Source organism: Pseudoalteromonas sp. T1lg21, assembly GCF_002964625.1.
Taxonomy (GTDB): domain Bacteria; phylum Pseudomonadota; class Gammaproteobacteria; order Enterobacterales; family Alteromonadaceae; genus Pseudoalteromonas; species Pseudoalteromonas gelatinilytica.
In genome coordinates this window covers 31,722-56,814 of record NZ_PQBX01000002.1, presented here as the reverse complement: position 1 = coordinate 56,814, position 25,093 = coordinate 31,722, and the positions used below count along the sequence as shown (strand labels likewise).

Genomic DNA, 25,093 nt, shown 5'->3' with positions numbered 1-25,093 from the left:
AACATTCGTAATCTAATAGGACATCTGTCCTGTACTTTGAACACATATGATTAAAGTATTACGCTTTAGACAAAAATAAGGTTTAATAATGGAAAAGGTATTTCACTTAGGGCTTACTCGTCAGGACTTAAACGGCGCAACCCTTGCGATTGTCCCAGGCGATCCTGACCGCTCAGCACGCATTTCAACTCTTCTCGATAACCCAGAATGCTTAGCGAAGACCCGTGAATTTCATGTATACCGTGGTGAACTTAATGGCCACAGCGTTGTTGTTTGTTCAACTGGTATTGGTGGCCCATCAACCTCTATCGCTGTTGAAGAGCTTGCCCAGCTAGGTATTGATACCTTTTTGCGTATTGGCACGACCGGTGCTATTCAGCCACACATTAACGAAGGCGACATTTTAATTAGCCAAGCCTCTGTACGTTTAGATGGTGCAAGCCAGCACTTCGCTCCTCTGAGCTTCCCTGCAGTGTCTGATTTCTTTGCCACTCAAGCGATGGTCAATGCGTGTGATAAATTAGGCATTAAATTCCATATTGGTATTACTGCATCAAGTGACACCTTCTACCCAGGTCAAGAGCGTTACGATACCTATTCAGGTTATGTACCACGAGCTTTCCAAGGTAGCTGCGAAGAATGGCAAAAGTTAGGTGTGATGAACTATGAAATGGAATCAGCGACTCTGTTTACTATGTGCGCGGCACTCGGTTTGCGTGCAGCGTGTGTTGCAGGTGTATTAGTAAATCGTACTAAACAAGAAATCCCTAATGTTGACCACGGCGAGATTGAGAAAAAATCAGTCGCCGTCGTCATCGAAGCTGCAAAACTATTACTTAATTAAACGTTACTTAGTTTCGCAATATAGTGCTCAAATGCTGGTGGGTTTGCAAAGCTTGCCAGCACACTTTTAGCCACCTCATACTGATTTTCTGCGCCTTGCGTTTCGAGTAAGGTAATCGCTTTTACACACTTATCATCAAAAGTTAAGCCCGCAAGGTAAAACTGACTCAATGCACTTTGTAGTGGAGATAGGCTTGGACTATACGCTGCATTTTCGGCATAGCTGCCGTAAAAGTCACCTTCATCAAAAGTCGTTAATTTCACCGCACTAAAATTACCTGTGTATGGCACGTATGCATTGAGTGCCAATGCAACAAGTTTAGGGTCATCAATCGTAAGATCAGTAAATTGTTTATCACTTTGCTTATGTGAGAATAAACACGCTTCATTACCTAAATCTTTTGGGCCAAATGAATAAGGGAGTAACTCGTGCAAATTAAAATCACGCTCTGGTAATAAAATTTCCAATGAATCTGCGGTGCTCAATTCATTCATAAATTGGCGGCAGTAACCACAGGGTGCATCACTGATTGCGATCCTTTGCACTGCTTGCGCACCATTAAGCCACGCATTATTAATCGCTGATTGCTCAGCATGAACGACTAAACTTAATGCTTGATGAGAAAACTCAACATTCGCACCAAAATAGAAATTTGTTTCGCCTTGCTTGTTTAACCCTACTGCAATCGCGCCCACATAAAACTTTGAAATTGGTGCGACAGAAAATAAACTTGCGACGGGTACGCAGGCTTTTAGTAACTCAAGTTGACTCACTTGAAACTGCTGACAAAGAGAAGAAATATCTGTTTGAGATAAGATGCCACGTTGCTTTTTAAGCTGGGCAAATAGCGTGTTTTTTTGTTGTTCATTGAAGCTAAACGTCTCTGATTTTAGAGCGTTTTCGCTTGCATCAATCCTAGTTGCTGTCATAACAAATTATAATTATTAATTGGCTAAACAGTTTAAAAGGTTACGTGGTGAATTACTAGGTTTTGCGCTTAATCGTCTCGATAATTAGCACAGCAAAAGCTGATAAATCACCGTATTTGTAAGCTCAGATATACACAAAATTATGAGCCATGCTAGTTCGACGATTTATTGACGAACTAGCCAGTTTTTTGCCTTGTTAAAACATTCAAAGTTTTCTGCTTGCAGGTTATAGCGCTTTGCTTTTTGCACAAATAAGTCGTGCATAAAACCATCAAAGCTAACTACAATAGCTAAAACCGCTTGTTTTAATGAATTAGCGATCACAGGCATGATGGTAAACAAATCAGCCGGTGCAAAATCATGAGTCAATTCAGACACATCAACAAGAATTTTTTCTGACCCATATAATACAGAATATTGGTGGGCAATTTGATAAAAATTAATCACATCCTGTGCACTTGCAGTCCCTCTTAACGTCATCATAACGAGTGACGTCGATGCATCATATGTAATGCAAGTAGACACGTTTGGCATAAGTTACTCTAAAAAAGCGTGGGTATTGATTTTTGGCTTAACAGTAGCTGAATCAAAAAGCTGGGCTATTTTATTGATATCGCCCCCCTAGTCAATACCTAGCAAAAAAATAGGTATGACCAGTCATTAATTTCAGATTTTAGGATTAGTTTTAGTTTAATTACTTGTTAGCTGAATTCATCTTTCGTTTACTTTATACACAAGTATGAGTTTTCCTTTCCTAGATTAAGCTTTTTCAGATAAACCTCTATTTAGTTAAAATTTATAATATTTAGCGTTATTTAGGCAGCAAAATGGGTGAGTGTTTTTTGCACTCATTTATGAAATGGATTGGTGTGTCATGAAAACGCGTTTGGTTTTACTATTTAGCTTTATGCTGTTGATTTTTATAAATACAACAGAATGTAATGCAATGCCGACAGATGAATTTGAGGAGCTCAGAAACTCTATCAGACTCAGCTATGCAGACTCACCTATTGACGGGCTAAAGTTTGTCAATGCACTGATTGAGACCACCGACCTTACATTAGAACAAAAGATTATTGTTACTAATTACAAAGCGTGGTTTTTACTTGAAACAGAGCTATTAGAATCCGCCATGGAAACCATTGTTAAGTATATGAATATGGTTTCACAATCCAATGAAAAAGACTTGATGTATGGCTATTTCAATATTTCTGGGGGCATTTATGCGCGCCTTGGCCTGTATGAAGAGGCCTTAGCCTATTACCGCGATGCGATGCCGTTTGCACAATCTCGTGATGAACGTTTGATCTACCAAACCGAAAACAATATTGCACTGATTAAACTCAACCTAAAGCGATATGCTGAGGCTGCAATTGCATTTGAAAAGTATCGTGACTATGCACATAACAATAAGCAAACACTCAATGAATCGTTTGCAAGTAATAACTTAGCCCTTGCTTTGATTGGCCTAAAACAATACCCAGAAGCACTTAACATTATCAATCAAGCTATGCGTTTACAAACTCAGTTTGATTACACAACGCATCAAGCGGCAAGCTTAATCTTAAAAGGAAAAGTATTACGTTTTCAGGGCTTATTAGCCGAGTCTGAGAGCGTGCTTAATGATGCGTTTAAGCTTATTGAAACGAAACAACTTGAGAGTGAGCAGCTCAATATTATTCTTTGCTTAGCGCAAACTTACGAAGCGCAAGGCAACACTGATAAAGCGCTCGATATACTCGCCTCTGTCGAATCATATACGCTCAACCACGCTCACTTTGAAACCCAATTATCCATCGCAAAATTAACAGCTGAGCTTTATGAGCAAAAACAAAGCTATGCTGAAGCACTAAGTGCTTATAAACAATACTCTTTGATCAATGAAGCTATTTTAACGAGGCAAGCAAAAGTTAATTTAGCCAAAGCACTCGCTGAAGCTGATGTGGCGAGTAAAGAAGTTCGAATATCAGAATTAACCCGTACTGAGCAAATTAAAGCAACCAAGGCCGATGCATTCAAAGACCTCACCATAGTTGTAAGTATATGTTTAGTTGTGATTTTATTTGGCTCTTTCATCGCTATTAATAGTATCGATAAGCAAAAACAAACTCTTGCAAAAACCTTAGAGCAACTTAGCGATACGCAAAATCACGTCATCGAAATTGAGAAAATAGCGTCTCTCACCGCCCTTGTATCCGGTATGGCGCACCAGTTAAATACACCTATCGGCACTATCGTCACTGCCAGCTCATTAATTGATGATTACATGGAAGGTTTAGAAGAAAAGTTTAAAGCGCGTGAACTATCCAGTAAACATTTTCATAAATTCATTACCGATACCAATAGTGCAAAAGAATTGGTGATAAGCAGTATTAACCGCTTAGCCGGGATTGTTGAAGAGTTTAAAGCGTTAAATGTATCAATACATCTCGATAAACCAATGAGTAAAATTCAATTGCCTAGCTATTTAAAACACCGCTTAGCCCCCTATAGTAAGCACTTAGGGAAACAAATCGAGTTTAAAATTCATGGCGATGAAGTGGCCATTACCTCCTACCCAACTATCTTGAGTGATGTATTAAAAACTTTAGTGATTAACTCCTGTGAGCATGGCTTTATTCATTCAGATCAGGGGGTGGTCGAAGTAACTATAAAAGCCTTTACGCATGTGGTTGAAATTACCTATCAAGATAACGGTGTGGGTATCAATGATGAGATCTTGCATGAAATATTTACGCCATTTTATACAACAAATCTGGGTGGTAACCATCTAGGGCTGGGCTTAAACGTTGTATTTAATGCGGTTAAATATAATCTTAGAGGGGAAATAAGCGCCGAGTCATGTAAACACGGCGCTCGTTTTGTGATTAGCTTGCCAATCGATGCAAGGTTAATCGATGACACTAGCTATTAGCCGGTATTACGCATACCCGCAGCAATACCTGTCATAGTGATCATTAATGCATTATCAATATCACCTGCTGAACTTTCGTCTGCTTCACGTGAACGACGCAGCAACTCAACTTGTAATAAGTTAAGTGGATCTGTGTACGGGTTTCGAAGCGCAATTGACTCTTTGATCCAAGGTTGATCAGCAAGTAAGCTCTTCTGTGGGCTTAGTGATTGAACAAGCTCAATCGCTTCGCTTAGCTCTTGACGTAGTTTTACACCAAGTGGCTTATATTGCTCTGTTACCAATGCATCATCGTAATGCGCACTTAACCAACTATCGGCTTTACTGAATACCATTTCTAGCATCTCTAAACGAGCACGGAAGAATGGCCATTTTAAGCTCATTTCGTGAAGTGTCTCGATGCCATACTTATCTAGCGCAGCTTTAAGACCGGTTAACGCACCTAACCAAGCAGGTAGCATTAAACGGTTTTGGCTCCATGCAAAAATCCATGGAATAGCACGTAGGCTCTCTACGCCACCGTTCGGATTACGCTTCGCAGGGCGAGAGCCTAGTGGCAATTTAGAAAGCTCTTGCTCTGGCGTTGCCATTCTAAAGTAAGGAACAAAATTTTCATCATGGCGCACAACTTGGCGGTAATGCTCACACGAATCAGCACTGATCAGTTCCATAACATCACGCCATTCGCTCTTCGGCTCTGGCGGTGGTAGCAGGTTACTTTCGAGTACAGCACCAGCGTAAATATTTAAGCTTTGTAGAGCAACAGCTGGTAAACCAAACTTAAAGCGGATCATCTCACCTTGCTCTGTTACACGTAGGCCACCTTTTAATGAACCTGGTGGTTGTGAGCGTAGTGCTTGCGCAGCTGGCGCGCCACCACGACCAACCGTACCACCACGGCCGTGGAATAAAATCAATTCAATGCCACGTTTTTCAGCTAATTGAACAAGTTTATCCATTGCTTCGTATTGTGCCCAACCAGCAGCCATCATACCTGCATCTTTTGCAGAGTCTGAGTAACCGATCATGACATTTTGTTGGTTTTGAATATGACCACGGTACCAGGTGTTATCAAGTAAACATTCGATAACATCTTTACCATTATTTAAGTCGTCTAACGTTTCAAATAATGGTGCAACCGGTAAGTTAAACTTACAACCACTTTCTTTAAGCAGTAACTGCACTGCCAGTACATCAGATGCAGTGCGAGCCATCGAAATAATATACAAACCAAAAGTTTGTGCATCTTGCGCTGCAATTACATCGAATGTATCAAGCACTTCTTGTACTTCCGGGCTTGGTTGCCAATGTTTTGGAATAAGCGGACGACGCGAATTTAGCTCAGCAAGTAAGAACGCTTGTTTGTCTTCTTCTTGCCATTGATGGTAATCACCCAACCCTAAATAACGTGTTAGTTCAGAGAAAACATCACCATGACGCGACGAATCCTGACGTACATCGAGTTTAGCAAGACGCAGACCAAAGCTATTTATACGACGCAGCACATCAAGCAGTAAGCCATCGGCAACCACTTTCATGTTGGTCTTAATAAGCGAGCGATAACACACTTCGATTGGGTGCTTGATTTGTGCAATATCTTTGATTAAATCTTCAGAATCAGTGCGCTTTTTCTTAATTTTTGCGCCTAAATGGGTCACTGTTTCAGCAATTTGATTCTTTAGATTTTTAAGTACGGCACGATAAGGTTCAAAGTCTTGACCTGCAAGTTCAATAAGCTCATCACTTGCATCAGACATTGATAACTCATTGCTTAGCGTTTCAATATCACGCGAATACAAATCAAGCGCCATCCAACGACCGTGATCGAGCACTTGTTGAGTCACTTCAGCGGTAACGAATGGGTTACCATCACGGTCACCGCCCATCCACGAAGTAAACTCAATTGGGCTGTAATCAATCGGTAATTCTAAATCAAGCTCGGCTTTTACATCGTCGCTAAATTCTCGTAAGAAGCGAGGTACAGCATGCCATAAGCTATTTTCTATAACCGCAAAGCCCCATTTAGCTTCGTCGATTGGCGTTGGGCGTGAACGACGAATATCGTCGGTATGCCACGCTTGGCTTATTAGCTGAGCAATACGGTTTAATAAGTCAGCACGCTCACTAGGTAAATTGTCTTTACGCTCGAGTGATGCAAGACAATCACTCAATTCAACGTGTTTGTTAATCATAGTACGACGCGTCACCTCTGTTGGGTGTGCGGTGAGTACAAGGTTTATGTGGAGTTTTGAGAGTGTTTGTGCCAAGTGATTAGGATCAACCTGACGATGCTTTGTTGCTGTTGCTAACGCTTTTAATGTTTGAGTGAGAGGGTTTAGTTGGCAAAAACCAACATCATTAAAGCGTGAAACGGTATGAAATTGTTCTGCAACATTAGCAAGATTCAAAAAATGATTAAATGAGCGTGCAACCGGTAATAGTTCTTCATCTGTGAGAGCGTGTAGTACATCGATAAGCGCTTTTCTGTCGGCTTCGTTACCACTACGTGACGATTTAGATAAAGCACGAATTTCTTCTACCTTATCTAAAATGGCTTGTCCTTGTGCATCTTTAATGGTTTGACCCAGCATTTGTCCAAGCATACTAACATTACCGCGAAGTGCAGCGTATTGTTCACTCATTCTCATACTCCTTTCTTTTACTAAGTTGAAAGTACTTACTGCACAGTATTTAACCTAGCACGAACGCAGCTAAATACTGATCCTTTTTATTAATATCATTGTCGGCGTTAATTTAATAGATCGAATTTTCTAACAAACTCGTAAAAAAGAATAACCAATCTCTCAACATAAAAGTGTAATAAATACGCACTCTAGTCCGGTTTATCGTTTGACGCTTAATACAATTGGTAAAATGGACTTACCAATTTAAAAGACAAAAACCGCATAAATTAAGGCATCGCTACTGTGAGTTTGGTCAAATTTTTATCCGTCTTTTTTATGTGTATTAATTGTGAGAGAAGAACAACAGCGTAATTTTTACTTTATTCACTGATGAGAATTTGAACGAAAAAAATTTTAATTATTTTTACTAGTAGGTCAAAAATGCAGCTTTATATAGTGTGTGGTGCAAGCAGTGAAATAGCGAAAGCTTATTTCACTGCACTAAAAAATCATATCCGTTGTGGTCATATTGTCACTATCAGTCGCGGTGAATTTAAGGCGACTTTTGATGAAACAGCAAACAATGAGATCAGCCACCAGCATTTTAAAACTGATTACTCAGATAAAAGCTTAAGTGGCATTGCTAAAGAACTAGCCAGTGGCCACTATGATTTAACACAACTGATGATATTTAATGGCCTACTGCATGATCCAGAGCACGTACCTGAACGTAAACTTGAACAAATATCTGAGCAGCACTTTATAAACAGCATGACGACAAATGCTCTACTGCCAATTCGCTGTGTGGCTTTATTCTCAACGCTTTTAAAGCCGCAAGTAGCTACGGTTATCTGTGCGTTGAGTGCACGTGTTGGTAGCATTAGTGATAACAAGTTAGGTGGTTGGTATAGCTATCGTGCTTCGAAGGCAGCATTAAATATGTTATTTAAATCCGCTGCGATCGAACTTAGCAGACGCTATAAAAAATGTCACTGTGTGTTATTTCACCCAGGTACTACAGATACACCATTATCAAAGCCGTTTCAGGCTAATGTGCCCGAAGGTAAATTATTTACCCCTGAGTTTGTTACCGAGCAGCTGTATTCATTGATAAGTGATGCTGACTATTTACAACAATCACAAAACCCTGCCTACTTTGACTGGCAAGGTAAACCCATAGACTGGTAACAGGACAATTATGCATTTAACAAAGCAAGTCATTGCTGATTTAGAAAACCGCTACCGCGCCCACTTAATTAATAGTTTGTCGGGATTTAAAAGTGCCAACTTAGTTGGCACACAAGATAGTAACGGCCAAACTAACTTAGCGATTGTAAGTTCAGTATTTCATCTTGGTGCACATCCCCCTTTGGTCGGCATGATCATTAGGCCTCATTCAGTGCCTCGCCATACCCTAGAGAACTTATTAGCCACTAAGCAGTACACGATTAACCATGTGAACAAAGACATTTATAACAAAGCACATCAAACATCGGCACGCTACGATAAAGACGAGTCTGAATTTGATGCAACAGGGCTTACTACTCAATACCTAAATGACTTTACAGCGCCTTTCGTTAAAGAAAGTAAGCTTAAATATGCGCTTGAGCTGAAAGAACACCACCACCTTGCCATCAATGGTACTGAGCTGATCATAGGTGAAATAACCGATATCTATTTAGATGAGGCGTGTTTGCAAGAAGATGGCTTTGTCGATATTGAAGCCATTGGTACAGTCGCCGTGAGCGGGCTAGATAGTTACCATGTAACTGAACGTTTAGCCCGCTTAGCGTATGCTAAAAAGTAACTTTTGATTTAAGCACTAGATTATAAATGGCTTAGGGGCATGGGTTAGCACCTCAAAACCAGATTCTGTGACAACTATGTCATCTTCTAGGCGCACACCACCATAGCCTGGTATATAAATGCCGGGCTCAATGGTGATCACATTACCAACTTCAAGGCTGTAGTCTGTCAGTGTGTTGATAAATGGCACTTCATGTAAAAATAGCCCTAAACCATGGCCAAGACCTTTGCCCGCGTATTCGCCAAAACCTGCATCAGCAATCACCTTGTTTGATATGGCATTTAAATCCAAACAATTAACTCCCGGTTTAACCATTTCAAGTGCTGCATTTTGTGCATCTAGAACAGTATTATAAATACGGGTTTGTTTTTCTGATGCTTCGCCAATAATGTAACTACGAGTCATATCAGAGCGATAGCCATTTACAACTGCACCAAAATCAAGGGTTACAAAGTCACCTTGCTTTAAAACCTGATCTGACGGGTTACCATGCGGCAAGGCTGAGCGCTCTGCAAACAGCATGATGGTGGCAAACGACATTCCTTCTGAACCAAGCTTTTGCATTCTAAATTCAAGCTCTAAGGCTAGGTCTCGCTCAGTTACACCCGGTTTAAAATAAGGCAGCGTTTGTGCTAATGCTTCATCAGCGATGGCCGCAGCAGCTTTAATTTGTGCAACTTCCCAGCTATCTTTAACGCGTCTTAGTTTTTCAATTAAACCGTTTACCGCAGTTAATGTGTGGTCGCTTAGCTCATCTGCCACACCTTGCCAAATTGCTACCGTGACATAGCTTGCATCAAATGCGACATGGCTGTTTGGGTTAAGGTGCCTGTTAATACAATGACCAAGAGTTTCGTTGTCTCTGTCTCGACAAACAACTTCAAACCCTGTTGTTTCAGCAATTGCACGTTGGTGGTATCGGTAATCAGTGATCAACACACACGCATTTTGAGTAATTAATGCATAAGCAGCATTACCGCTAAAACCACTTAAGTAACGAATATTTTCATGACCAAGTACTAACATGGCGCTGTAACCTTGTTGTTCTAGCAAGGCTTTAAATTCAGCTTGTCTTTTTAAGTAATTAACTTGCATTGTCGCTCCTTATTTTTTGCGCATGCTAACAGTTATAGCCACAAATACGAATATTATGCGATTAGTCGCAGTGAGTTTGCATCAGCTGTTTACTCAAGCCACAATGCACAAAAAACCAAGGAGTACACAATGACAACATATGGTATTGGCACACAAACGCCAGAGCAGGCGCTTGACTCTTTGTCAGATATGACAACAGATTTAACCCCTATTCAAAATGACGAGTTTCATGCGCGTATCGCAAAAGCACAAGCGTATATGCAAGCAAACAATATTGATGCAATTTATTTAAATGCAGGCACTAACCTAGCCTATTTTACAGGAATGCGTTGGTACGCAAGTGAGCGTTTAGTTGGCGCTATTTTACCTGCTAAAGGTGATGTGCAATACATAGCGCCGTTTTTTGAAATCGGCAGCTTAAATGATTTTATGGTGATTGACGGCCCAATTCGTGGTTGGCAAGAGCACGAAAACCCTTACCAATTGTGTGTTGAAGTACTGTCAGAAATGGGCATTAGCAAAACAGGCACCCTTGGTATTGATGAAAGCGCACAGTTTTTCATCTACGACGGTATTAATAAAGCGAACGGCGATTACAACATTGTTAACGCACAGTGCGTTACAGCTCACTGCCGTATGCATAAATCAGCCAATGAACTTGCCTTAATGCAACGTGCTATGGACATGACTTTAGAAGTACACAAAGCAACGGCAAGTATGCTTTATGAAGGTATCACCACCACTGAGGTTGAAGCCTTTATTAAAAAGGCGCACCAAAAAGTCGGCGCACCGGGTAACTATTTTTGTATTGTGTTATTTGGTGTTGCGTCGTCTTTCCCGCATGGCGTTAAAAACCCGCAAACCCTTAAAAAAGGTGATGTGGTACTGATTGATACTGGCTGTAAAGTACATGATTACCTCTCTGATATTACCCGTACTTATGTATTTGGTGAAGCAACCGAACGTCAACGCATGTTTTGGCAACACGAGAAAAATGCCCAACTTGCTGCTTTTGCTGCCGCAAAAATTGGTGAGCCATGTGGCAAAGTAGACGATGCTGCAAGGCAGTATCTTGCCGAAAATGGCATGGGACCTGAGTATCAAACACCAGGCTGCCCACACAGAACAGGCCATGGTATTGGTTTAGATATTCATGAATGGCCATACCTTGTGGGTGGTAACCCTACCCCACTCGCAACAGGTATGTGTTTTAGTAATGAACCTATGATTGTTGTACCTGATGAGTTTGGTATTCGCTTAGAAGATCATTTTTATATGACAGACGAAGGCCCGCGCTGGTTTACCGAGCCTGCTCATAGCATTGATGACCCATTTGGCTTAGCTAAATAAACTTAATTCAATACAAAGTAAAAAAGCGCCAAAGGCGCTTTTTTGTTGTTTAAGATTTACGGGAAAAAACTCTTCTTTGCATAGAAAAAGATTGAGTAACATGGCTCTGTAATAGAGTAACAACTTTAGTTGTAACTCGTTTCTGCCCCAAAATGAGTTAGGGTAAACTCTCTAATGGCTGCTTTTAGCGAAGCTGCCATTCAACGTATTTAATGTATAAATAATCAATTCTCGTTATGCAGTTTAAGTGGCTTCTCGTTAAAGTTTTCATAAATATTTAAGTTACTAATATACATGCTATTTTTTATGCGTGTTCTCGTAATGTAATTCTCTTCATTCTCGAATAAGTAAATTCTCGGTTATAGCGTAGCCTCAACAATTGTAAATCCTTTTAGCTATGTGTAAGTTATTAATAATTTGATTATTAAAACCGTATTTTGATAATTCTGGAAATTAACACATAGAGTGTTAACTAGAGTGTTAACGGGAATTCTCGGTAATACGCTGTTATAACCCCTGTAGTATCAGTTGAACACCATGACTATTTGCAAGAAATGTAACTCCAAAATATTCCCGAAAGCTGTTCGTTCTGGTAAGTATGTTGCGTACTTTTGTCCTGTATGTGGTATTCAGCAGAAGCGATTTGGATTAAACGAACTATATATTTTGGTTGTTTGTATTTTTCATCTATGGGCAATTGCGTTTTTCAATTATCACTTTAATTCTGGCAACATAACTTGGTCACCAATTATGTTGGGTTTAATTGGGGTTTCAGTTTGTGCATTTTTAACTTTATTGTTTAGTTTGTTTAAAATAATTACCAATAATGGTGGGAACTGGAAAATTATCAATATTATGTCTTTTTCAGTATTTTCAGGGGCAATAATTCTTGCAGCATCACAGGTGTGGGGGTTATAACAAGGCAATAATGGATGGGACGCTTAAAGCTTGGCTGGCGCTCATTCTTCGCTAAGTGTAACCAAGCAAAATCCGCCCATTATTCGGGCGTTACAGAATAAATACTATAACTCATTTATGCACATTAACGAGTGAGTAAATTGCAAAACTTGCGCATTGCTTCTGCCCCAAGACGTGTTTAGGCGAATTTTAAAAGAGCGAACATCGGCCGTTCACAATTGCTTTTCTATTTCGTCAAAGTCTATTGCTCGCATAGTCAAGAAAACGACCCAATCGCTCGTTTTTATCCTGAGGTAAAAGCGAGAACTCCTAAATTTTAATAACACTGGCCATTAGTTAGCAAGTTTGTTAAAAATAATCTAATAAGAAAAACGAGCTACGTTGTGGTAGAAAAACGCGCGATTAGCTCGCTATAAACATGTTATATGCCTATGATATTTTTGAGCCGTTCTACAGCTTTGGTGTTTCTTCTTATAAGTTTTATCATGCTATATGGTGTAGGTGAGCGCTTTTTAGGTGCATTATGGATGCTCTATAAGTTTTATGGGAGCAATGGAGAAGGGATTTCGCTTGGTGTCTCAGTGACACTTACTACTTACCTTGTCTCATTTGGTTTAATAGCTGTTTCAAGAGTTCTGTTCACCAAATCTGGTGATAAGGTTGTTTTATCACTATCCAAAGTTACGGGCTACATAGTGTGGTCTGGGCTAATACTTTTAACTATTTTGCTTGTTACACCACTAGCTCACCTTTACTCGAGATAGCGGCATATAACAAAGCAAATTAAAAGTGCGGACAAAAAACAGTTGGCTTTGTTCGTGCCTCACAAATTATAGCCAACTATTTTTAGCCGTTTATTTGCGGCGTTAGCTGTACAGGGAAATATGGTTAATTCATCGAACTTCAGAGACAAAATCATTACTGAAATCTCAATTAAATATGTTTGGGATGGTTCATTGCATTCGGCAATGATCACAGTAAGTGACCAAAACGGTCTCGGACAAACTTATAAATTAAATGGTCTACTTGAGTTCAATATATATGATGACTTTGGCACCATGCATATTTCTCAAGTAAAAATGGTTAATATTGGTGAGCAAATTTATCTTTCGCTAGATCCATTTGATGAGTTAAATGGAATTGCTGATTACGATAAAGACAATATTTGGTTCCAATTTACAAGTATTGAGATGTGTTAAAAGTACAGCTAACAAGTTACTCAAAAGGACGCAAAACGCTTGGCTTGTGCTTCTTCGTCGCTAATTTTAGCCAAGCATTTATGCGCCCATTAGTAAGGCGTTAGGCAATATGGTAACTTTTATGCAAAAAATTAAAATTATGGCATTAATTATTATGATTTTAATTTCAGGTCTTGCAAAAAGTTCGAGTAGGGAGCTATCGCCTGAAGAAAAAGCTTATCTAGACATTGAAGTTTTGTCTCAAGCAGTTGAGCTTTATCATAGTGAATTTGGCAGTTTTCCAACTAATGAACAAGGCTTAGATTTATTAAGTCAGGAAGTATTTGTTAGTAAAAATTTTCCTTGTAAAAAAGAAAAACTTATCAGTAAATTACCTCTAGATCCTTGGGGACGAGACTATTTATATCTTGTGCCAGGTATAAACAATCCAGAAGGCTTTGACATATGGACAAATGGGAAAGATGGCCTCCCTGGAGGTACTGGTGTAAATAGGGGATGTGGGAACTGGGATGATCTTAAATGCGGGTTAAAAAAACAAAATAGTCCTTTCAAAATTGTTTTTTTGCTGCTAATAATTGGCTTTGGAGTGGGTATTCCACCTTACATTTTTGGTGTTTATTTAGCTTACAAAAAAGTAAATTCAATTAAAAAGTCACTGTTTGGCTACCATTTGGGAGTATTTTGTTACCTTATTGTAGCGGTATTATTGGCTGCAATTGTTCCAAGTACTCTTTAACTAAGTGAATTATTGCCTAACAAGCCAAGTCAGTCGGATTCGTAACATTGTCGCGCTTTTTTCTCACCCGCTCCGCGGGCAAAAAGCCCGCCACTGCTACTCACCGCTGCTTGGAGCGTTATATTGCATTTTAAGTTTGTGAAATGAATTTAGTTAAGTGATCTACCTTGCCTATATCTTCTGGCTCATTATGCTTTGTTTCGCCATTCCAAACATTTGGTCAGGGTTAGCTACAGTTAGCTTTTTAGCCTGCATTGTTGCAGTTATTAATGACTCAATTAAAAGTTATAAAATTTACCGAAAGGGTCAAGTCTCAGCTATACGTAAGTGGTTGGTATATTTATATTCACAGTTAGTAGTAACTTCTATGGCAATAATCATGCTCTATTATGGTGTAGTTGAAATATAACAAAACTAATTAAAAGAGCTGACAAAACTCAGTTGGCTGAAGTCGCATCGCTCAAGATTATAGCCACTAAATTTTGCCGATTAACAAGGGAGTTAGTGCACAATTAAATACATCATACTGTTAAGCATATTATTTGTAGCCGGCTGTGATACATCTTATGGTCTAATAGTTCCAATAACACCAAAATATGAAGGTGGCTGGGATTGCGCTATTGGTGAGTTAGAGACAATTGGCTTGTCTGGTAAAGTCGTAGAATCAAATCAGTTACTCGTAACTGATTTGGCAACAAATGAGTATGCATTTACTGCAGCGTCAAGTAGGTATAGTTCATTGGAGCTATATTCTATGCAAGTTCACACTGCACCCGAATGTGAATTAGCATTAAACTCTTTCAGCAAAATGCAGGCGTTCATAAAAGTATTAGAGTCAAATTGCTCTTATAAAGCTGAGTATTTCAATGCTTCGTTCCAGTGCAGATTTAACAAGTAAAGGCACCCGACATCAAAACCACCGCTTCGCTGGGTTTTTCCGCCGACGCTATGCTAGAAAAACGCCTGACTCGCTCGCTATAAACAGGTTGTGCTACAAGGAGAGTTAAATGTATAAATTTACCACTATTTTAATATCGTTGTTGTTTGTGACGTCGTGCGCATCAACTTCCCCACAGCTTAATTCAGGTACTCCTGTTAATATTTATGGTGTTTCTTCGTTATCACCTAAAAATGGTAGTTGGTCTGTCATTACGTCTACGGGGTATCAGCTTACTCTCGGAACTAAGCTGAATGATGACAGCAGTGGCATTATAAATTTGTCACTCTATCAAATTCCCGAGTTTGCCTCCGATGAAGAATTTCTTTCGCATGTAGTCAAACATCGAGCAAACTCCCCGGATATTGGCAGGTTTGCTCTTGTGGAAAACTCAGAAGAGTTGGTACAACTTAATGGTGCAACGTGCATCAAGCACAAAACTATTTCTCAAGATAACAGTGCTAAAGTCGGTGGCAATAAAACAGCCGTAATGCTGATAGAGTATCTTGGATATAATTGCATACACCCATTTAAAAAATCTATTGGTGTGCATACGGAATACTCTCTACGTCACTATAAGGGTAAAGAATATCCTGAATTAGCTCAAAATGCAGAAGAGTTTTTTAGTGATATACAGTTTAAAGCGTTCTAGCAGCAAAACGAAGCAATCCAGGGCTGATTTAAAAAAACTGGCTTGTGCTCATTCGTCACAAATTATAGCCAACTATTTTTGCCGCTTAAAACGGCGTTTTATTTCAAGGAAGACTAAGTGCAATTTCCAGAGCTAGAATCATCTCGTTTAATTCTTAATAAGTTATCAAAAAGTGACGGGCAGGCTTTACTTGATATTTTCACTGATGAAAACGTTGTTAGATATTACGATATCGATGTTTTTAACTCAGAAAAACAATCATTGGAGTTAATTGATTTTTTTAATCAACGCTTTGCTGACAAAGTAGGTGTTCGTTGGGCTATTCGAGTTAAGAGTTCGGGAAAACTAATTGGTACGTGTGGATTTAACTCAATAAACTTGAAGATGAAAAATGCAGGTATTGGCTATGAGTTATCCTCAAAGTATTGGGGGCTTGGCTATGCTTGTGAAGCTGTTAACACGATTATCCAATTTGCATTCTCTAATGACCAACCTTTAGGTGAACTCTACCGGATCCAAGGTGACATTATGATTGGCAATACTGCTTCTGAATCAGTGTTAAAAAAGCTAGGTTTCAAAGAGGAAGGAATTAGGCGTTCAAGTGGTTTCTGGAAAAACGAATTCCATGATTTAAAGTGTTTTGGTTTAATAAAACCTGAATTTAAAGAAATATAACAAGTTTATTAAACTAAAGACTTAAAATAGCCCTTTGAATTACAAACTATAACGGTCTAATTTGGGCAAAGTGAGTTAAACCTAGCGCTTTAACTCACTGAGATGAAAAGTATAAGACTAACAACATGTCTTTCACTATTTAGGCAGGTTTTGGCTTTACGTTCTGTATAGCACTTTAATTACATGCCAACCAAAGCGCGTTTTCACTAAATGTGGCTCTAAGATTTCGCCGCTGAAAGCTACTTTGTCAAACTGTGGCACCATTTGACCGCGTCTGAATTCACCCAAATCGCCGCCTTTTTTACCCGACGGACAGGTTGAATATTTTTTAGCTAACGTCTGAAACTTCGCACCTTTTTTAAGTTGCTTGATGATGTCTTCAGCTTGTTCTTTGTGCTTAACAAGAATGTGCAGTGCGTGCGCTGTATTTGCCATGGAAAATCTCGAAAATTAAAACGCGCGTATTTTATCACGGCAATCAACACTGAGCCACTGCGGCTATTTATGTTTACCTGTTGCCTGCAAAAATCCTTTCACCAAACAAAATTGCGCTAAATAATAACTCCCCATGATTGCGATATCTGCATGCATAATTTCTAAATAAAAGCGGTTAAGGCCAAGAATAGAGTCTGATATAACAAACATTGCCCCACCTAACACTAAAAAGCCGTTAGATTTACCTGTCATCCAAGTAAGGCTTGCCATTATGCTAAGTACCAACATATAGACAATCACCGGAATGAGCATGTCATTCAGGTTTGGATAAAATAAGCAAAAAACAATGATGGCCAAAAAGAGATAAAGAAGTACAACGTCTAGTCGCCAGTTTTTAATTGGCAACATGCTGATGATATAAAAGGTATGGCTTATAAAAAATGCCGCTAAACCACCTATAAAGAGTTGCCCTGTATCAAGGGCTAGCAACACATCACCTAGTGCTGAAAAACTAAGAGCGAATAATAAAGTAATAAAAGTGCGATTTTGTAACTGACTACGCCCTTTTAACACCATCACAATCAACAGGCCGATTGGTAATGTTTTAAATAGCGCCATAATAGGCTGAGTTAATGATGGTATAAAGAGCAGTAAAGCAATGTAAACCGAACTTAGGATTAGAAAGAGAATGTTCATATTCTTATTATTGTTATTTGTTCCCAATAACGAGAATAGCAAGCTTTGCTTTAAATGTTTATAAAAAATGCTGCTTTTGTTTTTCGGTCAGTAACTTACACTGTGTCAGTTTGCCAAAAAAACGATAACGATGACGGCCAACCCAATCATACATACGATCGCGAAAGCCTTTTGGCAGCAGCTTGAACAGCTTAACCAAAGAGAATGGAAAACCTAATTGAGTTGCGATAAATAACACAGCGTCACTTTGTTTATATAACTGGTTATTTTCAATCACTAACATTGAAGAGAGTGGATCGTCAACTTGATGCGCCTTTAGTAAACGTTCACCTTTATCGCTTTGCATGGGGCATAACTTAAAGGTAATTTGCTTATCAAAGCGAACAATAAACTGAACACAAAAATGGCACAGATTGCACTGACCATCAAACAAGATGACTGGGCAGTGAGTTTGCAAGATTAGCCGCTTACTTGCACAACTTGTTTACCGGTAAAGCCACCAGCAAGTTGTTTATTTAAAGCAGCTGAAACAGCCTCGGCGTTAAAATCAACAGCATGGATTTGCGGTAATTTGATCTCGCCACGGGCTGCATTATCGAGTAATAAGTTACCCATAAAGCTCAATTTTTGTTGTGCACATAAGCTATTTGCAAGCCAAGCTCCACCTAAGGATACAATGCCAATATTTGGTGCGCGTCTAAACATAAGTTCTTGTTCAAACTTAGGTAACTCATTTAAACAGGCAATACGGCCACAAAAGCGCATTAGCTCAACGTTACGAATGGTAGTATCGCCACCAATACAATCAAGCACCGCATCAAAGCCTTGCGGACCTAATTCACGGCGAATTTTATCTTCAAGTTTTGGGTCTTTGTAGTCAAACACCACATCAGCACCTAATTGCTTAAGTAACTTATGATTGTGTTTGCTGGCAGTGGTAAACACGGTGGCACCACGTTGCTTAGCAAATTGAATAGCGAATTGACCAACGCCACCCGCACCTGCATCAATAAACAGTGAATCCCCTTCGCTTAGCTGCAACTTATCAAGGGCAATTAATGCCGTCATCCCTGAACAAGGTAAGGTTGCAGCATCTGCCGGTGATACGTTATCTGGCACAACCGATACCGCATAGTTTGGAACCGTTGTGTATTCAGATAACACACCTTGGTCGCCAAGGCTGGCGTGCCATACAACACGTGCGCCAACACCTGGGAATACACCTTTACTTGCCTGAACAACCACGCCAACAGCATCGTGACCTAATACATGCGGGTAATGCCATTTACAAAAACCTTGTTTTGCAAAGTTGGCATCACCATGATTTAAGCCCACATATTCAACTTTAACCAAAAGCTCATTGCCTTCAGGGCTCGGTACTGGCACAGAAAGTTCAGATAACGCTATGGCGTCATTCGGCTCAATCAGTGCAAGCGCGCGCATTGTTGACGGAAGATCTGTAGTTTGTTGAATATGTGACATTTAATACTCTGGGTTAAAGGTTGTTTAGTTCAAAGCTCCAACGACCATTAAATGCTTGATAAGCACTTACTTTGGCCTGTAATGAAGCAATTGTTGAATCAACAGCGTTCTCTTGCGCTATTAAAACATCCTGTCTCGCATCTAACAACTCTAAGTAAGGAATTTGTCCTTCTTGGTACATTGCTTGAGCTTGACCAAATGCTTTATTCGCATAATTAAAACGTTGATCAGCATAACTTAACTGTTGCTGCTGTTTGACTAGCCTTTGTAAAGTAAGTTCACTATCGCTAATGGCTTTTAATACTTTACTTTGATAGTCACTGTAAGCGGCTTCACTTAAAAATTGCTGCGCATCACGCTGCGCTAATAATGCAGGATAGCTGAGTAATGACCATTCAACTTTTGGCGTTACTTGCCATTGTTGCACGGTATCTTCTAAGCCATTGCTGGTTAAGCTCACCACACCTGCAAACCCGGCCAGACTAATATCTGGCAGTAATGCTTTTGAGGCGGCAACACTTAGCGAATAAGCCTGACTAAACTGATATAAAGCACTGGTGATATCTGGTCTGAGTGCCATTGCTTCACTGGCTTTAGTAAACGACACACTAAATTCATGGCTTAATAACTCAGGCTCTTCAACCAGTGTTATATCGCTTGCAAGTCGCCCTGTTAGCACCGCAAGGGTTGCGAGGTCACGATATTGCAAGTAACTAAGCTCAGGAATAAGCGCTTGTTGCTGCTTTAACTGCGCAAGGGTACGGTTAAGATCAAGTTCATTCGCAACCCCCTCTTCTACTCGCGCTTTGAGCACATCGATACTTTGCTCGAGTGCCTCGATTTGCATCTCAATGATAGCTTGCTTTTGCACATTACCTTGATAGCTGACATAGCCTTGCACCACAGCTGAAACCACTTCAACCTGTAATGCTCTTAACTGCTCGGCTTGGTTTAGTGCACCCGCATTAGCAGCATCGACAAGTGCGGTAATACGACCAAACAAATCAAGCTGCCAATTAACATTAACACCAGCGTTTGATTGGCGCGTAATTGCGCCATCTAAGCTGCTGCGCTCTGCGCCAACGCTTAGGCTGCCCTGCGGATAATAATCCGCACGGGCTGCACCTAAACGGGCAATGGCTGCATCAAGTTGAAGCTGACTGGTTTTTAGGTCGTGATTCATTGCTAATGCATCAGTCACTAAATTGTTTAACTGCGCTGAATCTAAACGGCGCCACCAGTTATTTTCGCTCGCACCTTCGTTTTGCTCACCAATTTGTGTATCACTTACAAATTGTGTCAAGCTCACTTGCTGCTCTTGCATATCGACGCTTTGTGCGCAGCCTGCCAGTGCTCCGGCTAACAGCATCGCACTAACTAGTTTGCCGTGTTTAAAGAGTGCATGAAGAGGCTTATGCATCGTGTTGCTCCTTCTGCGATTTTTTAGTGACTAACATATAAAATACCGGGGTGAACAATAAGCCGAACACAGTTACACCAATCATGCCTGAAAATACCGCGTTACCCATGGCATGACGCATCTCAGCACCAGCACCTGTTGCTAAAACAAGGGGTACAACGCCTGCCGTAAAGGCAATTGATGTCATTAAAATTGGGCGAAGTCGTAAGCGACACGCTTTGATGATAGCTTCAAGGTGAGACACCCCCCCTTTATGCTGATCTCGTGCAAACTCAACCATTAAGATGGCGTTCTTACTTGCTAGTGCAACCAGTACGATTAATGCGATTTGCGTGAAGATGTTGTTGTCATCACCAACAAACCACACACCCAACAAGGCCGAGAAAATCGTCATAGGCACAATCAAAATAATAGCCAGTGGTAATCTTAAGCTCTCGTATTGCGCAGCAAGTACCATAAATACAAGCAATACAACGAGTGGGAAAACATACACCATGGTATTACCCGCTAATATTTGCTGATAAGTTACTTCTGTCCACTCAAACTCAATACCATTTGGTAATGTCTCTGCAAGGATTGCTTCAATCGCATGTTGCGCTTGATCAGAGCTATACCCTGGTGCTGGGCTACCATTTAATTCAGCTGTAGGATAACCGTTATAGTGCATTACACGATCTGGGCCTGTTGTTGGTGTGACCGTTAACACAGAGCCTAATGGCACCATCTCACCCATGCGGTTACGCACTTTAAGATTCAAAATTTGCTCAGGATCTTGGCGGTAGTCAGCATCAGCTTGTGCATTAACCTGATAAGTACGACCAAACAAGTTAAAGTCATTCACGTACATAGAACCTAAGTACACTTGTAATGCATTGAATACTTCATCAAGTGGAATACCTTGTATAAGCGCTTGCTCACGGTCAATGTCGATATCCATTTGTGGCACTTGAATTCTAAAGCTTGAGTAGAGGCCCATTAATGCAGGGTCTTGCTGCGCTTTAGCAATGGTTGCTTGTAAGCTATTAAAGAGTGCTTCAAAGCCTTTATTAGCACGGTCTTCAATTTGTAGTTTAAAGCCACCCGTTGTACCTAAACCTTGAATTGGCGGTGGCGGGAATACCGCAACAAACGCTTCATCAATACTGGCAAACTTTTGATTTAACTGAGCCGCAATTGCCATTGCCGACATACTCGGATCTTGACGCTCTTCAAAAGGGGCAAGCGGAGTAAATACAATGCCGCTGTTAGGGCTATTTGTGAAACCATTCACCGATAGACCAGGAAACGATACTGTGTTTGCAACACCCGGTACTTGTAATGCAATTTTTTCCATTTCTTGCACGACTTCTTGGGTTCTGTCTAAGCTTGCCGCATCAGGCAACTGTGCTACAGCCACTAAATATTGCTTATCTTGCTGTGGAATAAAACCACCGGGTACAGCATCAAACAATTTAACTGTGCCACCGACAAGTGCAACATAAGCAACTAAGACAATGACACTCATACGAATTAGTTTTTGTACCAGCTTTTCGTAGCCATTAGCGCCTTTATCAAACAAGCGGTTAAAAGGTTTAAACAGCCAATTACCGAATACACGGTTTAATAACTTAGTTAAACGGTCTGGTTTTGCATCATGACCTTTTAATAGTAACGCCGATAACGCAGGTGATAATGTTAGCGAGTTAAACGCAGAGATAACCGTTGAAATAGTAATAGTTAATGCAAATTGCTTATAAAATTGACCAGATAAACCCGTAATAAAAGCCGTAGGAATAAATACCGCACACAGTACAAGTGCAATGGCGATAATCGGCCCTGTTACTTCGGTCATCGCAACTCGGGTTGCTTCAAGTGGTGATAAACCTTGCTCGATATTACGCTCAACGTTTTCAACCACAACGATGGCATCATCAACAACAATACCAATGGCAAGTACCAAGCCGAATAACGATAAGGTATTAATCGATACACCTAACCATTGCATAACCGCAAACGTACCAATCAAAGACACCGGTACTGCAATCAGTGGGATTACCGATGCACGCCATGTCTGTAGGAACACCACGACAACGATTACCACAAGCGCGATTGCTTCTAGTAGCGTTTTGATAACAGCATCGATTGAGCCGCGTACGAAAATAGTTGGGTCATAAACAATGTCGTATTCAACACCTGCTGGAAAGTCTTTTGATAATACTTTCATGGTTTCACGTACTTGATCAGACAGCTCAATCGCATTTGACCCCGGACGTTGGAATACCGGCATTGCAAGGGCTGGTTGACCATCTAACATCGCTCTTAAAGCATAAGTGTCTTGACCTAATTCAAGGCGTGCAACATCACTTAGGCGTGTAAGCTGACCTTGCTCACCCACTTTGATGATCACATTTTCAAATTCTTCTTTTGAGCTTAAGCGTCCTTTAACATTCATTAGAATTTGAAATTGATTACTTTTCGACGTAGGCTGCGCACCTAAACTACCCGCAGCAACCTGTTGGTTTTGCGCGCGTAATGCATTTACTACATCCATGGCTGTTAAGTCACGTGCAGAAAGTGCATCTGGGTTAAGCCAAACACGCATTGAGTACTGACCACCACCAAACATACGAACATCACCCACACCTGGAAGACGTGCAATTTGGTCTTTGATATACAAATCAGCATAGTTCGCTAAGTAAGTTGTATCATGCGTTTTTTCAGGCGAGTACAAATGCACCACCATGGTTAAATCTGGTGATGATTTTTCAGCTACAACACCTAAACGCTGAACTTCTTGTGGTAAGCGTGGTAGCGCACTATTAACACGGTTTTGCACTTGAACTTGTGCACGGTCTAAATCAGTGCCTAATGCAAAGGTTACCGTCAACGTCATGCGGCCATCACTGGTTGCTTGCGAAAACATATACAACATGTTTTCAGTACCATTGATTTCTTGCTCAAGCGGCGTCGCCACTGTTTCAGCAATTACCGTTGGGTTTGCACCCGGGTAACTTGCCGTCACAACAACTGTCGGCGGTACGACCTCAGGGTACTCACTCACTGGCAATTGAAATAACGAGATTGCCCCTGCGATGAGAAAGATAAGCGACAGCATCGCTGCAAAGATGGGTCGCTGGATAAAAAAGTGTGAAAATTTCATTTTGCCCTACTGTTTTGCAACCAAATCTGAGTGATTATTTGAAAGAGTGAATGCAATTCCATCGCTATTAATAGTGACTGTGTTTGGTGAAATTGGCATACCTGGACCAACACGCGCCGGACCATTCACAGCAATCACATCGTTTTCATTTAGACCCGATGTAATAGCGCGTAAGCTGCCGTAACGCTCACCCACCGTCACTATTTATATTCAAGAACATTGCCTTCACCCACAGTGAGTACAAAGCGATTCTTTAAATCAGTCCCAATTGCACGCTCAGGCACGATAACTTTTTCGCTTACTTTATCTGCGGCAAGCTTAATACGTGCGAATGAACCTGCACGCAGTTGTTGCTCATCGTTTTCGAACACCGCACGCACTCGAAGAGTACCGGTAGTTTGATTGATTTGGTTATCAATGAAGTTGATTTTGCCATTGAAGTTAAAGCTGGTTTCACCCACTTTTTGCATCACAACTGCTTGTTCACTTTGCGCTGTTACATCAGCAAATGACTGATTCCACGTACGCTCATCAATATCAAAGTAAGCATACATTTGCTGGTTTGACACAATGCTTGTTAACACGCTTTGACCAGCAAGCACGTTGTTACCTTTGGTGATATTCGCACGCGATACAACGCCATCAATGGGTGAACGCACTTGGGTAAATGCTAAATCAAGCTCTGCCGCAGTAAGCTCAGCCTGTAGCGCTAGCAATTGCGCTTCGCGTTGTCTTAGTGTTGATTTACGAGACTCAGCTTGCTCCGTTGAAATTGCTTTACGCTCAGTTAAGCGCTCTGCACGTTTTGCTTCACTTTTAGCTTGCTCAAGTGCCGCCTTAGCACTTTCGATTTGCGCTTTTAAGCTATCGACTACGGCTGCAAAAGGACGTGCATCAAGGGTGAAAAGCAAATCACCTTCTTTAACGCTGTCACCTTCTTTAAAGTTAATTTTATCGATGACACCCGAAACACGTGGCATTAGCGCAACTTCTTGTGGCGCTTCTAAACGCGTTGTATAGGTGTGCCAATTTTGTACTGGCTTTACAAGTACTTGTGCTACATCGATAGGTTGTAAATGCTGTTGCTGCTCTGCTTGGTTGGCTTCTGTGCCACACCCTGCAAGCGTTAAGCTCGCAATGGTCACAGCCACTGCAAGAATAGATTTGTTCATCACGACTCTCCTGTTAATAGATTGGAGACAATGTTACGGAACTAATTAGCGGATAAAAATGATAGATTT

The 25,093-nt window shown here is 40.6% G+C and carries 19 protein-coding genes and 1 pseudogene; 9 read left to right on the top strand and 11 right to left on the bottom strand.

What is annotated here, in order from left to right:
• Positions 1-88 precede the first annotated feature (88 nt).
• A complete protein-coding gene (udp, locus tag C2M25_RS02090; RefSeq protein WP_105180273.1) occupies positions 89-844 on the top strand; it encodes a uridine phosphorylase in 756 nt (251 codons plus the stop codon).
• On the opposite strand, the gene cdd is transcribed toward udp, so the two are convergent.
• Both cdd and C2M25_RS02080 read right to left on the bottom strand, forming a co-directional pair.
• On the bottom strand, positions 841-1,773 hold the full coding sequence (gene cdd / locus C2M25_RS02085; protein WP_063703622.1) for a cytidine deaminase: 933 nt from the start codon (positions 1,771-1,773) through the stop codon (positions 841-843). The genes udp and cdd overlap by 4 nt on opposite strands.
• A gap of 165 nt (positions 1,774-1,938) precedes the next feature.
• Positions 1,939-2,307: a hypothetical protein gene (locus C2M25_RS02080; protein ID WP_063703620.1), complete on the bottom strand. Its 369-nt coding sequence runs from the start codon at positions 2,305-2,307 to the stop codon at positions 1,939-1,941.
• A 340-nt stretch (positions 2,308-2,647) separates the two neighbouring features.
• On the opposite strand from C2M25_RS02080, the gene C2M25_RS02075 reads away from it, so the two are divergent.
• Positions 2,648-4,687, top strand: coding sequence for a tetratricopeptide repeat-containing sensor histidine kinase (locus C2M25_RS02075; RefSeq protein WP_158679658.1), 2,040 nt, complete (start codon positions 2,648-2,650; stop codon positions 4,685-4,687).
• Here the strand turns inward: C2M25_RS02075 and ppc are convergent.
• On the bottom strand, positions 4,684-7,329 hold the full coding sequence (gene ppc / locus C2M25_RS02070; protein ID WP_105180271.1) for a phosphoenolpyruvate carboxylase: 2,646 nt from the start codon (positions 7,327-7,329) through the stop codon (positions 4,684-4,686). The genes C2M25_RS02075 and ppc overlap by 4 nt on opposite strands.
• 423 nt (positions 7,330-7,752) lie before the next feature.
• Between ppc and C2M25_RS02065 the strand changes: the two genes are divergently transcribed.
• Positions 7,753-8,499 carry an SDR family NAD(P)-dependent oxidoreductase gene (locus C2M25_RS02065; RefSeq protein WP_105180270.1) on the top strand — a complete coding sequence of 249 codons (747 nt, stop codon included), beginning with the start codon at positions 7,753-7,755 and terminating at the stop codon, positions 8,497-8,499.
• A gap of 10 nt (positions 8,500-8,509) precedes the next feature.
• Complete coding sequence (locus C2M25_RS02060) at positions 8,510-9,118, top strand: flavin reductase family protein (protein WP_105180269.1); 609 nt, start codon at positions 8,510-8,512, stop codon at positions 9,116-9,118.
• Between the two features lie 15 nt (positions 9,119-9,133).
• On the opposite strand, the gene C2M25_RS02055 is transcribed toward C2M25_RS02060, so the two are convergent.
• Positions 9,134-10,213 (bottom strand): M24 family metallopeptidase, encoded by a 1,080-nt coding sequence (locus C2M25_RS02055; protein WP_105180268.1) that lies wholly within the window; start codon positions 10,211-10,213, stop codon positions 9,134-9,136.
• Positions 10,214-10,342: 129 nt separating this feature from the next.
• On the opposite strand from C2M25_RS02055, the gene C2M25_RS02050 reads away from it, so the two are divergent.
• From C2M25_RS02050 to C2M25_RS02020, 5 genes are all read left to right on the top strand, one after another.
• A complete protein-coding gene (locus tag C2M25_RS02050) occupies positions 10,343-11,563 on the top strand; it encodes a M24 family metallopeptidase (protein ID WP_105180323.1) in 1,221 nt (406 codons plus the stop codon).
• 1,802 nt (positions 11,564-13,365) lie between these two features.
• On the top strand, positions 13,366-13,680 hold the full coding sequence (locus tag C2M25_RS02035) for a hypothetical protein (RefSeq protein ID WP_105173403.1): 315 nt from the start codon (positions 13,366-13,368) through the stop codon (positions 13,678-13,680).
• Positions 13,681-13,801: 121 nt separating this feature from the next.
• Positions 13,802-14,416 (top strand): type II secretion system protein GspG, encoded by a 615-nt coding sequence (locus C2M25_RS02030; protein WP_158679657.1) that lies wholly within the window; start codon positions 13,802-13,804, stop codon positions 14,414-14,416.
• 1,007 nt (positions 14,417-15,423) lie between these two features.
• On the top strand, positions 15,424-16,005 hold the full coding sequence (locus C2M25_RS02025) for a hypothetical protein (RefSeq protein WP_105173405.1): 582 nt from the start codon (positions 15,424-15,426) through the stop codon (positions 16,003-16,005).
• 117 nt (positions 16,006-16,122) lie between these two features.
• Positions 16,123-16,680 (top strand): GNAT family N-acetyltransferase, encoded by a 558-nt coding sequence (locus C2M25_RS02020; RefSeq protein ID WP_105180267.1) that lies wholly within the window; start codon positions 16,123-16,125, stop codon positions 16,678-16,680.
• 156 nt (positions 16,681-16,836) lie between these two features.
• Here C2M25_RS02020 and ppiC read toward each other — a convergent pair whose 3' ends face one another.
• The 7 genes and pseudogenes from ppiC to C2M25_RS01985 form a co-directional block, all read right to left on the bottom strand.
• A complete protein-coding gene (gene ppiC, locus C2M25_RS02015) occupies positions 16,837-17,115 on the bottom strand; it encodes a peptidylprolyl isomerase PpiC (RefSeq protein ID WP_054552145.1) in 279 nt (92 codons plus the stop codon).
• Between the two features lie 63 nt (positions 17,116-17,178).
• A complete protein-coding gene (locus C2M25_RS02010) occupies positions 17,179-17,733 on the bottom strand; it encodes a lysoplasmalogenase (protein ID WP_158679656.1) in 555 nt (184 codons plus the stop codon).
• A gap of 136 nt (positions 17,734-17,869) precedes the next feature.
• Complete coding sequence (locus tag C2M25_RS02005) at positions 17,870-18,244, bottom strand: thiol-disulfide oxidoreductase DCC family protein (RefSeq protein WP_234003519.1); 375 nt, start codon at positions 18,242-18,244, stop codon at positions 17,870-17,872.
• Between the two features lie 26 nt (positions 18,245-18,270).
• Positions 18,271-19,293: a zinc-binding dehydrogenase gene (locus tag C2M25_RS02000; protein ID WP_105180264.1), complete on the bottom strand. Its 1,023-nt coding sequence runs from the start codon at positions 19,291-19,293 to the stop codon at positions 18,271-18,273.
• A gap of 13 nt (positions 19,294-19,306) precedes the next feature.
• Positions 19,307-20,713, bottom strand: a complete 1,407-nt coding sequence (locus C2M25_RS01995) for a TolC family protein (RefSeq protein WP_105180263.1) — start codon at positions 20,711-20,713, stop codon at positions 19,307-19,309.
• Positions 20,706-23,852, bottom strand: coding sequence for an efflux RND transporter permease subunit (locus C2M25_RS01990; protein ID WP_105180262.1), 3,147 nt, complete (start codon positions 23,850-23,852; stop codon positions 20,706-20,708). The genes C2M25_RS01995 and C2M25_RS01990 overlap by 8 nt, the downstream gene beginning before the upstream one ends.
• Positions 23,853-23,858: 6 nt before the next feature.
• Positions 23,859-25,024, bottom strand: a pseudogene (locus C2M25_RS01985) (efflux RND transporter periplasmic adaptor subunit).
• Between the last annotated feature and the right edge of the window lie 69 nt (positions 25,025-25,093).

What these genes read in the sequence shown, in the direction of transcription:
- udp (WP_105180273.1), top strand. Translation starts at nt 89, where the DNA reads ATGGAAAAGGTATTTCACTTAGGGCTTACTCGTCAGGACTTAAACGGC.
- cdd (WP_063703622.1), bottom strand. Translation starts at nt 1,773, where the DNA reads ATGACAGCAACTAGGATTGATGCAAGCGAAAACGCTCTAAAATCAGAG.
- C2M25_RS02080 (WP_063703620.1), bottom strand. Translation starts at nt 2,307, where the DNA reads ATGCCAAACGTGTCTACTTGCATTACATATGATGCATCGACGTCACTC.
- C2M25_RS02075 (WP_158679658.1), top strand. Translation starts at nt 2,648, where the DNA reads ATGAAAACGCGTTTGGTTTTACTATTTAGCTTTATGCTGTTGATTTTT.
- ppc (WP_105180271.1), bottom strand. Translation starts at nt 7,329, where the DNA reads ATGAGTGAACAATACGCTGCACTTCGCGGTAATGTTAGTATGCTTGGA.
- C2M25_RS02065 (WP_105180270.1), top strand. Translation starts at nt 7,753, where the DNA reads ATGCAGCTTTATATAGTGTGTGGTGCAAGCAGTGAAATAGCGAAAGCT.
- C2M25_RS02060 (WP_105180269.1), top strand. Translation starts at nt 8,510, where the DNA reads ATGCATTTAACAAAGCAAGTCATTGCTGATTTAGAAAACCGCTACCGC.
- C2M25_RS02055 (WP_105180268.1), bottom strand. Translation starts at nt 10,213, where the DNA reads ATGCAAGTTAATTACTTAAAAAGACAAGCTGAATTTAAAGCCTTGCTA.
- C2M25_RS02050 (WP_105180323.1), top strand. Translation starts at nt 10,343, where the DNA reads ATGACAACATATGGTATTGGCACACAAACGCCAGAGCAGGCGCTTGAC.
- C2M25_RS02035 (WP_105173403.1), top strand. Translation starts at nt 13,366, where the DNA reads ATGGTTAATTCATCGAACTTCAGAGACAAAATCATTACTGAAATCTCA.
- C2M25_RS02030 (WP_158679657.1), top strand. Translation starts at nt 13,802, where the DNA reads ATGCAAAAAATTAAAATTATGGCATTAATTATTATGATTTTAATTTCA.
- C2M25_RS02025 (WP_105173405.1), top strand. Translation starts at nt 15,424, where the DNA reads ATGTATAAATTTACCACTATTTTAATATCGTTGTTGTTTGTGACGTCG.
- ppiC (WP_054552145.1), bottom strand. Translation starts at nt 17,115, where the DNA reads ATGGCAAATACAGCGCACGCACTGCACATTCTTGTTAAGCACAAAGAA.
- C2M25_RS02010 (WP_158679656.1), bottom strand. Translation starts at nt 17,733, where the DNA reads ATGGCGCTATTTAAAACATTACCAATCGGCCTGTTGATTGTGATGGTG.
- C2M25_RS02000 (WP_105180264.1), bottom strand. Translation starts at nt 19,293, where the DNA reads ATGTCACATATTCAACAAACTACAGATCTTCCGTCAACAATGCGCGCG.
- C2M25_RS01995 (WP_105180263.1), bottom strand. Translation starts at nt 20,713, where the DNA reads ATGCATAAGCCTCTTCATGCACTCTTTAAACACGGCAAACTAGTTAGT.
- C2M25_RS01990 (WP_105180262.1), bottom strand. Translation starts at nt 23,852, where the DNA reads ATGAAATTTTCACACTTTTTTATCCAGCGACCCATCTTTGCAGCGATG.